Consider the following 12,817-nt stretch of genomic DNA (forward strand, 5'->3'; position numbering starts at 1 on the left):
CCGACCCGCACGGTGCCCACCCGCCCGCCCTCGCACGCTGACCTCTCGCACGGCAGGCGCGAGCCGACCCACCCGGCCCCATCACCCCAGCGACATCTCCAACGTCGACCCGGTCCGAGCCTTCCGCACCCTCAACCGGGTGGGAATCCGCTGCCGCAACTCCTCGACGTGCGACACCAGCCCCACGACCCGCCCCCCGGCACGCAACTCGTCCAACGTGTTCATGACGATGTCGAGGGTGTCGGAGTCCAGCGTCCCGAACCCCTCGTCGACGAACAGCGTGTCCAGCAACGCCCCACCGGTCTCGTTGGCCACCACGTCGGCCAGCCCGAGGGCGAGCGACAGCGAGGCGAGGAACGACTCCCCGCCGGACAACGTCTTGGCGGGCCGGGCCCGACCCGAGTAGTCGTCCAGCACGTCCAGGTTCAGCCCGCCGCGCGTCCCGCGGGCCCCGGCCGAGTCGGAGTGCACGAAGCTGTACCGCCCCTGGCTCATCCGGTGCAGCCGGGCGGAGGCGGCGACCGCGACCTCCTCCAGCCGCGCCGCCAGCACGTACGACCTCAGGGTCATCTTCTTGGAGTTCTGGCCGCGCCCGTTGATCACGTCGGTCAGCGCGTCCAGTTCGGCGTAGGCGGCTTCCAACGGCTCCAGGGACTTCCACTCGGCACGCAGCCGCGCGGCCAGTTCGCCCACCCGCTCGAACGCCGCACGGGCGCGGGCCAGTCCGGTGGCGGCCGACGAGGCCGCGGACCTGGCCGAGGACGCCGCCGCCGTCACCTCGTCGAGGTCGACCTCGGTGGCCGGGTCGATCCCGGCCAGTTCTTCCAGCGTCGCCGAGGCGGAGGCACGCGCGCGCTCCCAGGCCGCGATCCTGTCGTCGAGCGCCTGCAGCTTGATCGCGGGACGGGCGGCGGCCAGGGCGGCGTCGACGTCGGCGAAGCCCGCGGCGGTGGCCTGGCTCGCGACGAGGCTCTGCTGTTCCTCGATGCGGGCGTGGGCGGCGTCTCGGGCCGCACGACGGTCTGCCAGTTCCACCAGGGCCTTCGACAACCGGAGCAGGTGGTCGCGGCGGGTCAGGACGTCGTCGTGCTCGCCGCGGGCCTTGTCCAACCGGGCTCCACGTTCCTCGACCACCGTCACCAGTGACGCGTGCTCGGTGTGCAGGCCCACCAGTTCTCGTTCGACCTGGGCCTTCTCCTCGCCCAGCTGGCGGGTCTTGGCCTCCAGGCCGACGAACTCGTTCTGCCGCTGCGAGCGCGTGCGGGCCAGTTCCAGGGCCGCGCGGTACTCCGCGATGGCGACGGCCGGGTCGTCCGAGCCCAGTGCCTCCCAGCAGGCCTGGATCCGCAGTTCGGCGGCGTGGGCGGCGCGTTCCGCCTCGTTGCGGCGGTCCAGGGCGGTCTGTTCCTCGTGCGCCGCGTCTTCCTCGTCGGTCGCGCCGACGCCGCCGAGCATCGGTTGCGCGGGCGCGGGGTGGGACGGTGAGCCGCAGACGGCGCAGGGCTTGCCGCGCTTCAACGCCGCCGCGAGCTCGATGGCCATGTTCTCCAGTCGCTGGTGGCGGACCTGCTGGAGGACGTCCTTGGCCTTCTGGTGGACGTCGATCGCCTCGTGCAGCTGCTTCTTGGTGCGCTCCAACGCTTCCCCCGCCTCCGGCAGGGCGAGGGCGGCGTCCGCGCGGGACTTCAGCGACTCCAGGCGGGCCGAGGCCTCCGCCGCCGCGTCCAGCTGCAGACGGCACTGGGCGAGGCGTTCGGGCAGCACGTCCAGTTCGGCGCCGAGCGCCAGCAGCCGGCGTTCTACCTGGTAGGAGGAGTTCTTCAGCACCGACAGCCTGCGCACGTCGGCCTGCTGGCGTTCGGCTTCGGCGGCCAGTTCGCCCAGGCCGCCCGCCTCCTCGCGGTAGCGCTCGGCGTCCTCGCGCAACGACGAACCGGTGTAGCCCAGGCGCTCCAGCGACCCGAGGGCCTGGGCCTCGTCGCGGACGGCGAACTTGTAGGTCTCCTGCAGCTTCGCGATCTCGTGGAACGCCGGCACCACGGGGATGGCGCGGCGGGCGGCGTCGCGTTCGGCGAACCACGACGCCGAGTCGGCGGCTTCCACACGAGCGAGCAACTCGCGGGCCTCACGCACGCGGCGGATCTGGTCGGCGTGCACGCGGGCCTGGGCCAGCAACGCGTCCGCGCCGTCGGCCACGCCCGCCGTCTCCTCCGACAGCGCACCGGCCTCGGTCACGGCGGCGGACAGGCGCTCCAGCACGGATTCCAGCCAGCCAGGCTCGCACGACGGCTCGCCACCGGCCGCTTCCGCCACGCGGTGCATGAGCTCGTCGGCGCCCTTGCGGCGTTCCTCCAGCACCCGGCCGGCGGCGACGCGCCGGTCGCGGAACCACTTCTCCACGTCGAGGAACCGCTCGGTGCCGAAGAGCTTCTCCAGCAACACCTCGCGTTCGGCCGTGTCCGAGCGCAGGAACCGGGCGAACTCACCCTGCGGCAGCAGCACGACCTGGAAGAACTGCTCGTACGACATGCCCAGCATGTCCTCGACCGCGCGCGCCACGTCGTCGATGCGGGTGATGCCCTCGCCGTCCCAGCCCTCGAGCCAGGTCAGCGTGCACTTCGCGGGCTGCGTGGTGAAGCCGCCGCCGCGCTTCTTCGGGCGGTCGAACTCCGGCGAGCGCACGATCCGGAAGCGCCGCGACTGCACCGTGAGCTCCAGCGACACCTCCGTCGGCACCTGGGGGTCGGCGTACTCGCACCGCAGCTTCTTCACGTCGCCGCGCGCGCCCGGCACGCGGCCGAACAACGCGAACGCCGCCGCGTCGAGCAACGTCGTCTTGCCCGCGCCCGTGTCGCCGTGCAGCAGGAACAGCCCGTCCGCGCCCAGCTCGTCGAAGTCGACGGCCTCGGGCTTCGGGTAGGGCCCGAACGCCGTCAGTTCCAGGCGGTGCAGTCTCATTGCTCCTGCTCCCTCGCCACGGACGCGAACGCCTCGCACAGCAACGCCATCTCCGCCGTGGAAGGCTCGGAGCCGCGGGCGTCCGACACGAAGCAGCAGGCCACTTCCTCGTCGGAACGACCGCGCACCCGGTCCGCGTAGGTCATGTCGTGCTGCAGGCCCTGCTCGGGCCGCCACTCGACGTGCACCGCGTGCTCGAACCGCTTCTGCAACTGCCGCAACGCGTCCATCGGCCGCACGTGGTCCGTCAGCACGACCGACAGGAAGTGGTCTTCCAGCGGCGTGTGCGCCGGGTCCTCCAGCACCTCGGCCAGCGTCCCGCTCACCACGGCCAGCTCCCGCGGCACCGGCAGGTCGCGCCTCTCCACGCCGACGAGCCCGCCCTCGTCCAACTCGACCAGCCACACCGACTTGCGGTGCCGCGCCTCGGAGAACGAGTACGCCAGCGGACTGCCCGAGTACCTCAGGTTCTCCGCCAGCGTCTGCGGCCCGTGCAGGTGCCCGAGGGCCACGTAGTCGACGCCGGAGAACACCTGCATCGACACGTCCTGGACGCCGCCCACCGCGATGGTGCGCTCGGACTCCGACGGTGCCCCGCCCGTCACGAAGGCGTGCGCCAGCACCACGGAACGGGAATCCCGCGACGCCAGGTCGGCGCGAATGCGCCGCATCGCCTCCCCGAGCACGGGCGCGTGCCCCTTCTCCGGCACCCCGAGCACGTGCCGCGCGGGCTCCGGCTCCAGGAACGGGATCCCGTACACCGCGACGGGTCCGTGCTCGTCCTCCAGCTCGACGGGCTTGTCCAGCAACGAGATCTGCGTGCGCAGGTACAGCCCGCCCGCCGCCGCGAACTCCCCGAACACCCCGATCCGCGCCGCCGAGTCGTGGTTGCCCGGCGTGATCACGATCTTCGCCCCGGCCGCCCGGATCCTCATCAGCACCCGAGCGCACAACGCCACCGCGTCGGCGGACGGCACCGCCCGGTCGTACAGGTCGCCCGAGATGACCACGACGTCGACCTTCTCGGAAGACACCAGGTCAGCGAGGCCGCCCAGCACCGACTCCTGCTCCACGAGCAGGTCGCGGCCGTGGAAAGTGCGCCCCACGTGCCAGTCGGAGGTGTGCAGGATCCGCATGGCCCCAACCGTAGAGACGGGGTCCGACAAAACTCCGGGAGGGTTCCCGGCGTGTCACCCGATCGAGTTCAACATCTCTGGTGGAGCATCATCGGTGCCGTGACCGCAGTGATCATCACCGCCTCGCTCGTCCTGGCGCTCGTGTGCGCCGGGGCGCTGGTGTTCGTCTACCGGCTCTACCAGGACAGCGTCCGGCGCACCGACGAAGCGCTCCAGGCCATCGGCTCGGAACGCGCGCGCTATGACGCCCAACAGGTCGCCCTGCAACGCTACGAAGTGGCGTTCTCCAGCGTCAGCGGACGCGGTGAACTGGGCGAACAGGTGCTCGTCGAAACGGCGCGCGCACTAGGCCTGAGGGAAAACCTCCACTACACGCTCCAGACGGACGTGGCGGGCGGCGGCGCGGTCCGGCCCGACATGGTGCTGAACGTCGGCGGCGGCCGCGCGGTGCCGGTCGACTCGAAGATGTCCATGGCCACCTGGGCCGAGGCCGTCGAGACGGACGACCCGCAGGAGCGCCAGGACGCGCTGCGGGTGCACGTCCGCAACATCCGCTCCCGCGCCGCCGAACTGGCGGGCAAGGGCTACCAGCGCTGGGCCGACGCCATCTACGGCACGATCATGTTCGTCCCCAACGACGGCGCGGTCGTCGCGGCGCTCGACACCGATCCCGAACTGCTGCGCTGGCTGCTCGACCGCCGCGTGTTCCTGTGCGGCCCGACCGGGTTCGCCGTGATCGCGTCGAGCGCGATGTTCGCGGTCACCGAACGCGCGCTGGCCGACGACGTCGAGCAAGTCAGGCTGCAGGCCGGCCGCGCGAACCGGGCCGCGGACACCGCCATCGAGGCCGTCAACCTCTCCACCACGCACCTGCAGCGCTTCCTGAGCGCCCGGCGCAGGGAGCTCGACGCGCTGGAGGGGTTCCGGGCGAGCGTGGAACCGCTGACGGACGCCTCCGCCACCCCTACGCCCCTGCCGCTCGTCCGAAGGGCGGACGAACAGTCCGCTTGAAACGCACGCAGTGTGCCCGCAGGTTGCTTCTGGGTGAGAAAGCAGCGGACTGACGAACACCGAATGGCCGAACGGCTACCGTGTGCGTCGTGAGTGAGTTGCGCGAGCGTTCAGCAGCTTTCGATGACGACGACGTCGAAGACTACGACGCGGTTCCGTGGAACTACCGGGCCATCTTCGGGGAGTTCAAGGGCATCCCGTGGTGGGCGGCGATCCTCGCTGCCCTCGTCCCGGCGTTCATCGGCGCTTTCATCGACATCAACTCCAGCAAGACCGTCGGCTGGACGTTCTACGTCGTGTTCTTCGTCGGCGCGCTGGCCGCGATCCTGCTCGTGCAACGCCGCAGCCTGTTCGGGCCGATGGTGCAGCCGCCGCTGGTCCTGGCCGCGACGGTGCCCACCCTCGTGCTGCTGACCGGCGAGACCGACAAGGGCGGCCTGTCCGCCATGGCGCTGGGTCTGGGCAAGCCGCTGATCGACAGCTTCCCCGTCATGGCGCTCACCACCGCCGTCACGGTCGGCCTGGGCATCCTGCGGATCTTCCTGCAGAAGAACCCGAACCGGCCGAGCAAGGACGAGGTCCGCGAGGCCAAGGCGGAGATCAAGGAACGCTCCAAGCCAGTCCGCAGGCCCCGCGAGGAGCCCGAGGAGGACGAGCGCCCGCGCCGTCCCCGCCCGGAACGCTCCGAGGGCACCCCGGCCCGCCGCCCGCGTCCCGAGGGCGCTCCCGCACGTCGTCCGCGCCCGGAAGGCGCCCGCGCCGAACGTCCCGCCGGTCAGCGCCGTCCCCGCCCGCCGCGCGAAGACCGCTAGCAGGTTGTTCGCGGCCACTCCCCGAACCGCGAACAACGAGGTCGGAACAACGAGCAGGGAAAACGGCAGCACTCTGCCAGCATGAGCTCGATGCCTAGGGGAGAACGTCCACTGGACGAGGGCGACAGCCCGCTGCTGCGGTTCGCGAGGGATCTGCGTCAGCTCCGCGCCGACGCGGGCACCCCGACCTACCGGGAGCTCGCCAGACGCGCGCACTTCTCGGTCACGACGCTGTCCGACGCCGCCGGCGGGCGGAAGGTGCCGGGCCTGGACGTCACGCTCGCCTACGTCCGGGCGTGCGGCGGCGACGAGCAGACGTGGGCGCAACGCTGGCACGAGGTCGACGAGAGCTGGGCGCTGTCCAAGGTCAGCCCCTCGCCGTACGTGGGTCTGAGCGCGTTCACGAGAGAAGACGCAGACCGCTTCTTCGGCCGCGAGAAACTCACCCACGCGCTGAAGAGCCGCCTGGAGACGCACGACTTCCTCGCGGTCTTCGGAGCGTCCGGCGAAGGCAAATCCTCCCTGCTCAAGGCGGGCCTCGCCCAGCACTACCGCAATCCGGTCTGCTGCACGCCCGGCACCGATCCGGACGCCGCCATCGCCGCCGCCCTGGACCACGATCCCGACCTGCTGGTCGTGGACCAGTTCGAAGAGCTCTTCACCCTGTGCGACGACCCGGTGCGGCGCGAGGCGTTCCTCGGCCGGCTGCTCGGCACGGGCCGCAAGACGGCGATCGCGGTCAGGTCCGACTTCTACCCGCACTGCTCGCAGCACGCGGCCCTGGCCGAGGCGCTGACGGACGCTCAGGTCCTGATCGGCACGCTGACGCCGGACGAGCTGCGCCGGGCGATCACCCAGCCCGCGGCCAAGGTCGGCTGCACCGTCGAGGGCGCCCTGCTGACGACGCTCATCGCCGAGGCGAGCGGCCGCAGCGGCGTTCTCCCGCTGGTCAGCCACGCCCTGGTCGAGACCTGGCACCGCAAGCGCGGCAACATCCTCACCGTCGGCGCCTACGAGGCGGCCGGCGGCATCGACGGCGCGCTGGCCCAGAGCGCCGAGACCGCGTACGCCCAGCTCACCGCCGACCAGCAGCACCTGGCGCGCCAGCTCCTGCTCAGACTCGCCGCGGACGGCACGAAACGTCCCGTCCCCCGCAGCGACGTGATCAGCGACGAGGTGCTGGACGTGCTGGCCGGCGCCCGGCTCGTCACCGTCGGCGAGAACACCGTCGAGGTCACCCACGAGGCGTTGTTCCGGGCCTGGCCGCGCCTCACGGCCTGGCTGGACGAGGACCGCGAGGGCCTGCGGACCCACCGCAGGCTCACCGAGGCCGCCCGCCTGTGGGAGGAGCTCGAACGGGACTCCGGCGCGCTGTACCAGTCCGTCCGGCTCGCCGAGGTCACCGAGTGGGCCGCCCGCACCGACGCCGCCCTCACCAGGGGCGAGGAGGCGTTCCTGACCGCGTCGAAGAACCTCGCCCGCCGCCGCACCCGCCGTCTGCGCGCGGCGGCGGCCGTGCTGGTCACGCTCGTCCTCGTGGCGAGCATCAGCGCCGTCACCGCCACCCAGCAACGCCGCGAGGTCGAGCGCCTGGGCCTGCTCACGCAGTCGCAACAGCTCGCCGCGCTCTCCGCCGCGCTGCTGCGGAGCAACCCGGACGAGGCGGCGCGCCGGGCCGCCGAGGCGTACCGGACGGCACCGACCACCGAGGCCCGCAGCCAGGTGCTGAGCGTCGCGGCCGGGCGTCAGCGCGACACCCGGCCCGTCAACGGCCTCGGGGTGAAGGCCGGCAACGGGATCATCGGGGTGCAAAGCCCGAACGGCGCGGCACTGTTCGACGGAACCACCCTCGCACCTCTCACCGTCCTGCGGCCCGACGACCGGGTCACCGAACTGGACCTCGCTCCGGACGGCTCCGTCGTCGTCACCGGCGTGCTGGGACGCGTCACCGTCCACTCCTCCCCCACCGCGGACCCCGTCGTCCTGTGCGAGACGAAGCCGTGGACCAGCGTCAACTTCATCGAGAACGGTCGCGCGGTCCTGGTCGGCGGCCAGATCTGGGACGTGGCCACGCGCAGGATGCGGACTCAGCTGGCCCACAGCGAGGACTGGTACCAGTTCGACGTGGCCGGCGACGTCATCGCCGGCTTCAGGGAGAACTCCGTGTCCGTGTGGAGCCTCGCCACCGGGCAGCGCACCGCGCGGTTCGACGTCGGCACGCACTCCGGTTCCGCGGTGCTGCTGCACGGCGGTCTCCTCGCGGTGGGCGAGACCGGTGGCGAGGTGCGGATGTGGAACACGGCAACCGGCGCCCTGGTCAGGACCCTGCCACCCCACAAGGGCTGGGCGGGACTGGCCGCCAGCGCCGACCGGACTGTGCTCGCCAGCGCGGGGAGCGAGGACACCGAGGTCAGGGTGTGGGACGTCGTGCACAGCACCACCCTGCGGCCGATCCAGGTCGGCACCACGACCTCGAGCATGGCCTTCACCCCGGACGGCAGGCTCGCGGTGTCCAACGGCAGCGCTCTGCGGCTCCTGCCGCGCAGCGCAGTGCCCGTGGCGTCCGCGCATCCGTTGCGGGCGCTCTCGATCGCCCCGGACGGCAGCATCCTCACCTTCGACGACGCGGGCGTGATCGAACGCCGCGACGCCTCCCTGCGCCGCCTCGGCCGCGTCGAGACCGGAGCGGCCGGCCGCACCCTCGCGCGTTTCAGCCCGGACCACGGCCTGCTCGCCACGTCGGGCGCCGGCGAGCAGGTGGCGGTGCGGCGGACCTCCGACGGCAGCCTCGACGCCACGCGGAACGAGGACCTCCCGCCCGCCGCACTGGCCTTCGCGGGCGACAACCGGCTGCTCTCGGCCGGGGGCGACAGAACGGCGACGCTGTGGACGAGCGGCCCGAAGACGATCGACACGCACAACAACGGCACCCCGACCGCGGCCACGTTCGGCCGGAACGACCACGAGGTCGTGCTCGGTTCCGACTGGGGACTCGTGGTCGTCTGGAACCTGGAGACCGGGAAGGACTTCAACCTCGGCGCGGTGCACGAGAGCCCGGTGCGCGCGCTCGTGATGTCCCCCGACAAGCGCACGCTCGCGACCACGGGCGACGACGGCCTCATCTTGTTGTGGGACACGGCCACGTGGAAGAAGAAGGGCGAGTTGCGCGGGCACACGGGCACGATCGGGGCGCTGGAGTTCAGCCCGGACTCGTCACGGCTCGCCAGCGGCGGGAACGACAAGAACGTCGTCATCTGGGACATGAACACCCTGCAGGCGTGGGCGACTCTGCGCGGCCACGCCGAGAGCGTCACGCACGTCGCGTGGATGCCCGACGGCCGTGCGGTGGTGTCTGCCGCAGCCGACGCGTTGCTCGTGTGGCAGCTCGACGTCGAGAAGGCGCTCCAGGCGCTCGGCTGATCCGCCAGACCGGCGAGCTGCGCGGCCACAGCCAGCCGGTCACGCACCTGGCGTGGGCCTGGCCGTGGACCAGGCCCTCGACGCGATCGACTAGCGGACCAGGTCCTTGCGGAGCTCCCGCGGCAACGAGAACGTGATGCGCTCGTTCGCCGTGGTGATCTCCTCGACCTCGCCGTAGCCGTGGGACTCGAGGAACTTCAGCAGTTCCATCACCAGCAGGTCCGGCACCGACGCGCCCGACGTGACGCCGACGGTCTCGACGCCCTCGAGCCACGCCAGGTCGACCTCCTTGGCGTAGTCGATCAGGTAGGAGGCCTTGGCGCCGTGCTGCAGCGCGACCTCGACCAGCCGGACCGAGTTGGAGGAGTTCTTCGAGCCCACGACGAGCACCAGGTCGCACGACGGCGCCATCGTCTTCACCGCGGTCTGGCGGTTCGAGGTGGCGTAGCAGATGTCGTCGGACGGCGGGTCCTGCAGGTCCGGGAAGCGGTCCTTGAGCTGGCGGACGCGCACCATGGTCTCGTCGACCGACAGCGTCGTCTGCGACAGCCAGATCACCTTGGAGGGGTCGCGGACCTCGACGGTCGCGGCGTCCTCGGCGGTGTCGACGAGCTGGACGTGGTCCGGCGCCTCACCGGCGGTGCCCTCGACCTCCTCGTGACCTTCGTGGCCGATCAGGAGGATGTCGTAGTCCTCCTTGGCGAACCGCACCGCTTCTTTGTGGACCTTCGTCACGAGCGGGCAGGTGGCGTCGATGGTGCGCAACGAGCGCTGCTCGGCCTCCTCGTGCACGGCCGGCGACACGCCGTGGGCCGAGAACACGACGAGCGCGCCCTCGGGAACCTCGTCCGTCTCGTTGACGAAGATGGCGCCGCGGTCGGACAGCGTCTCCACGACGTACTTGTTGTGGACGATCTCCTTGCGCACGTAGACGGGAGCGCCGTACTTCTCGAGGGCGAGCTCGACCGTCTCGACGGCACGATCAACGCCCGCGCAGTAACCACGCGGCTTCGCCAACAGGACTCGCTTGGGCATGGCCCCAGGGTACCCAGGCCCGGTCCTAGGCATTTCAGACGCGGTTGCGGCAGGCTAGTGCGCATGAAGCCACTGCCACTGGGTGTCCGCATCGCCGCCGGCCTGGCGGTGACCGCCCTCGAACAGGCCCGCAAGCTGCCACAGCAGCTCGCCGGACTCCCGTTGACGGTGGTCAGCGAGGCGATGCAGCTGTCCATGCGCGTGCAGCAGCATGTGACCGAACTCGCCATCAAGGGCGACGACGTCCTCTCCGGACTGCGTCCGGTGGAAGAAGAACCGGAGTGGGCGACCTTCGACGAGGAGGAGACGCCCGTCACGACTTCTCAGGAAAGTCCCGCCGAAACTCCCGCCGACGACCCGTGGGAGGAAGAGGAACGGGCGATCGTCGCCGAGGTTCCCGCGTTCCTGCCCGTGTACGACGAGCTGTCGATCGCCCAGCTGCGCGCCCGCCTGCGCAACCTCGGCGTCGAGCAGCTCGACGAGTTGCTGCGCTACGAGAAGGCCCACGAGTCGCGGCCGGAGTTCGTGGGGATGCTCAACCGGCGGATCCGAACGGTGAGCGCCCCCGAAGGGATCAAGCAGAGTCGTGAGTGAAGCGAAATCCACGCCGGAGAACCCGTGGCCGGTGCGGACGGTCGCCCGCAAGCTGCTCGACTGGATCAACCGGCTCGGCGACGTGTGGGTAGAGGGTCAGGTCACGCAGCTCAACGCGCGCAGTTCCACCGCGTTCCTGACGTTGCGCGACCCGAGCGTCGACATGTCCATGTCGATCACCTGCAACGCCTCGATGATCCGCGAGCTGCAGCTCACCGAGGGCAGCAGGGTGATCGCGCACGGGAAGATCAGCTTCTACCCGAACCGGGGCACGCTGTCGTTGCGGGCGGACGACATCCGCGCCGTCGGCATCGGCGAGCTGCTGGCGCGCATGGAGCGGCTGCGCAAGCTGCTGCACGCCGAGGGCCTGTTCGACCCGCGCCGCAAGCGCCGTCCCCCGTTCCTGCCGAACAAGATCGGCCTCATCACCGGCCGGGCGTCGGCGGCGGAGCGCGACGTGCTCACGAACGCGCGGAACCGCTGGCCCGGCGCGCACTTCCGCGTCGTCAACGTCGCCGTGCAGGGCCCGACCGCGGTGACCCAGGTGATGACCGCACTGTCCACCCTGGAACGCGACCCCGAGTGCGATGTGATCATCATCGCCCGCGGTGGCGGCAGCGTGGAGGACCTGCTGCCGTTCTCCGACGAGGCGCTGTGCCGCGCGGTCTCCTCGTGCCGCACGCCGGTCATGTCGGCGATCGGCCACGAACCGGACACCCCGCTGCTCGACCACGTCGCTGACGTGCGTTGTTCGACGCCGACCGACGCTGGCAAACGGGTGGTTCCCGACGTCGCTGAAGAGAGTGAACGCGTCCGGCAGATGCGCGACCGGGGCCGGCGCGCGCTGCACGGCTGGGTCGACCGGGAGCGGAAACTGCTCGACTCGCTGCGGTCTCGACCAGTACTTTCGGACCCTTACGGCCCGCTGGAGCGCCGTTCCGAGGAAGTGAAGCGTTTTCGCGACCAAGCTCGCCGGGCCGTGACGCAACGACTCGATCGGGAGGACGTCCACCTCTCGGGGACGAAAGCGCGCTTGACGACCCTCGGACCAGCCGCCACGCTGGCCCGCGGATACGCCGTTGTGCAACTCGTCACACCTGACGGTCCCGACGGCGTGTTGCGTTCTGCCTCAGACGCGCCGAGCGGAACACAGCTGCGGGTACGCGTCGTTGACGGAGCAGTGCGGGCCGAGGTCACCGGTCCGGAAACCGACCAGGAAGGGGGAGGTACCGATGATGCGTGATGCCGTGTTCCTGCCCCTCACCATGGAGGCCGCCGGTTCCTGCGCCTCCGGCCTGCGCACGAAGGCCGAGGCCGCGAACCGCGCCGCCTCGGAGTGCTGGACGGCCATGGTGGGCGACTGCGACACCACGAGCCGCCGCACGCTGATCCTGACGTTGCACGACCTGAGCGAGACCACCGCCGGCACGGTGCAGTACCGGCGCGTCGCGGAGGCCGAGGCGCTCATCGACGAGGCGGTGCGAGAGGGTGACGGCGAGGAGTTCGCGGAGGCCCTGGTCGGCTACGACCTGGCCGTCGCGACCGTGCTGAGCCGTCTGAGGAGTCAATCCGCGTGAGTTCGGAAACCGTCCGGCAGGACACTGCACCGGGTTACGAAGCCGCCCGTGACGAGCTGGTCGACGTCGTCCGCAAGCTGGAGGCCGGTGGCCTGTCGCTGGAGGACTCCCTGGCGTTGTGGGAACGCGGTGAGGCGCTCGCCAAGACTTGTGAGCAGCATCTCGCCGGTGCGCGCGAGCGAATCGATGCAGCTCTCGCTGTGGTCGAGGAGGACGTTTCGGACGCGTGATCCCGTGCAAGGATTCAGCTGCCGATCACAAAATCCGGCACGCT

Annotated in this window: 10 protein-coding genes; 7 read left to right on the forward strand and 3 right to left on the reverse strand. The window is 71.0% G+C overall.

Annotated elements, in window-relative coordinates; genetic code table 11:
- Positions 1 to 81 precede the first annotated feature (81 nt).
- A complete protein-coding gene (locus DFR72_RS14665) occupies positions 82 to 2,958 on the reverse strand; it encodes an AAA family ATPase (protein ID WP_090065614.1) in 2,877 nt (958 codons plus the stop codon).
- On the reverse strand, positions 2,955 to 4,094 hold the full coding sequence (locus DFR72_RS14670) for an exonuclease SbcCD subunit D (RefSeq protein ID WP_090065613.1): 1,140 nt from the start codon (positions 4,092 to 4,094) through the stop codon (positions 2,955 to 2,957). Before DFR72_RS14670 ends, DFR72_RS14665 begins: the two co-directional genes overlap by 4 nt.
- Positions 4,095 to 4,193: 99 nt before the next feature.
- On the opposite strand from DFR72_RS14670, the gene DFR72_RS14675 reads away from it, so the two are divergent.
- From DFR72_RS14675 to DFR72_RS14685, 3 genes are all read left to right on the forward strand, one after another.
- Complete coding sequence (locus tag DFR72_RS14675; RefSeq protein WP_090065612.1) at positions 4,194 to 5,105, forward strand: DNA recombination protein RmuC; 912 nt, start codon at positions 4,194 to 4,196, stop codon at positions 5,103 to 5,105.
- 89 nt (positions 5,106 to 5,194) lie between these two features.
- Positions 5,195 to 5,917, forward strand: a complete 723-nt coding sequence (locus tag DFR72_RS14680; RefSeq protein WP_245982945.1) for a DUF6542 domain-containing protein — start codon at positions 5,195 to 5,197, stop codon at positions 5,915 to 5,917.
- A gap of 81 nt (positions 5,918 to 5,998) precedes the next feature.
- Positions 5,999 to 9,337: an nSTAND1 domain-containing NTPase gene (locus tag DFR72_RS14685; RefSeq protein WP_090065610.1), complete on the forward strand. Its 3,339-nt coding sequence runs from the start codon at positions 5,999 to 6,001 to the stop codon at positions 9,335 to 9,337.
- Positions 9,338 to 9,427: 90 nt separating this feature from the next.
- Here DFR72_RS14685 and DFR72_RS14690 read toward each other — a convergent pair whose 3' ends face one another.
- The gene (locus DFR72_RS14690; RefSeq protein ID WP_177224544.1) at positions 9,428 to 10,372 is read right to left on the reverse strand and encodes a 4-hydroxy-3-methylbut-2-enyl diphosphate reductase; all 945 of its coding nucleotides are present in this window, start codon (positions 10,370 to 10,372) and stop codon (positions 9,428 to 9,430) included.
- A gap of 63 nt (positions 10,373 to 10,435) precedes the next feature.
- On the opposite strand from DFR72_RS14690, the gene DFR72_RS14695 reads away from it, so the two are divergent.
- The 4 genes from DFR72_RS14695 to DFR72_RS14710 are packed head-to-tail and all read left to right on the forward strand — an operon-like array spanning position 10,436 to position 12,773.
- The gene (locus DFR72_RS14695; RefSeq protein ID WP_090065608.1) at positions 10,436 to 10,966 is read left to right on the forward strand and encodes a lipid droplet-associated protein; all 531 of its coding nucleotides are present in this window, start codon (positions 10,436 to 10,438) and stop codon (positions 10,964 to 10,966) included.
- On the forward strand, positions 10,959 to 12,209 hold the full coding sequence (gene xseA, locus DFR72_RS14700) for an exodeoxyribonuclease VII large subunit (protein WP_090065607.1): 1,251 nt from the start codon (positions 10,959 to 10,961) through the stop codon (positions 12,207 to 12,209). Before DFR72_RS14695 ends, xseA begins: the two co-directional genes overlap by 8 nt.
- A complete protein-coding gene (locus DFR72_RS14705; protein WP_245982946.1) occupies positions 12,202 to 12,543 on the forward strand; it encodes a sugar ABC transporter substrate-binding protein in 342 nt (113 codons plus the stop codon). The genes xseA and DFR72_RS14705 overlap by 8 nt, the downstream gene beginning before the upstream one ends.
- Positions 12,540 to 12,773, forward strand: a complete 234-nt coding sequence (locus DFR72_RS14710) for an exodeoxyribonuclease VII small subunit (RefSeq protein WP_090065605.1) — start codon at positions 12,540 to 12,542, stop codon at positions 12,771 to 12,773. Before DFR72_RS14705 ends, DFR72_RS14710 begins: the two co-directional genes overlap by 4 nt.
- Positions 12,774 to 12,817: the final 44 nt, after the last annotated feature.

It is taken from the genome of Lentzea flaviverrucosa, from assembly GCF_003350445.1.
GTDB lineage: Bacteria > Actinomycetota > Actinomycetes > Mycobacteriales > Pseudonocardiaceae > Lentzea > Lentzea californiensis.

What these genes read in the sequence shown, in the direction of transcription:
- DFR72_RS14705 (WP_245982946.1), top strand. Translation starts at nt 12,202, where the DNA reads ATGCGTGATGCCGTGTTCCTGCCCCTCACCATGGAGGCCGCCGGTTCC.
- DFR72_RS14690 (WP_177224544.1), bottom strand. Translation starts at nt 10,372, where the DNA reads ATGCCCAAGCGAGTCCTGTTGGCGAAGCCGCGTGGTTACTGCGCGGGC.
- DFR72_RS14695 (WP_090065608.1), top strand. Translation starts at nt 10,436, where the DNA reads ATGAAGCCACTGCCACTGGGTGTCCGCATCGCCGCCGGCCTGGCGGTG.
- DFR72_RS14685 (WP_090065610.1), top strand. Translation starts at nt 5,999, where the DNA reads ATGAGCTCGATGCCTAGGGGAGAACGTCCACTGGACGAGGGCGACAGC.
- DFR72_RS14670 (WP_090065613.1), bottom strand. Translation starts at nt 4,094, where the DNA reads ATGCGGATCCTGCACACCTCCGACTGGCACGTGGGGCGCACTTTCCAC.
- DFR72_RS14665 (WP_090065614.1), bottom strand. Translation starts at nt 2,958, where the DNA reads ATGAGACTGCACCGCCTGGAACTGACGGCGTTCGGGCCCTACCCGAAG.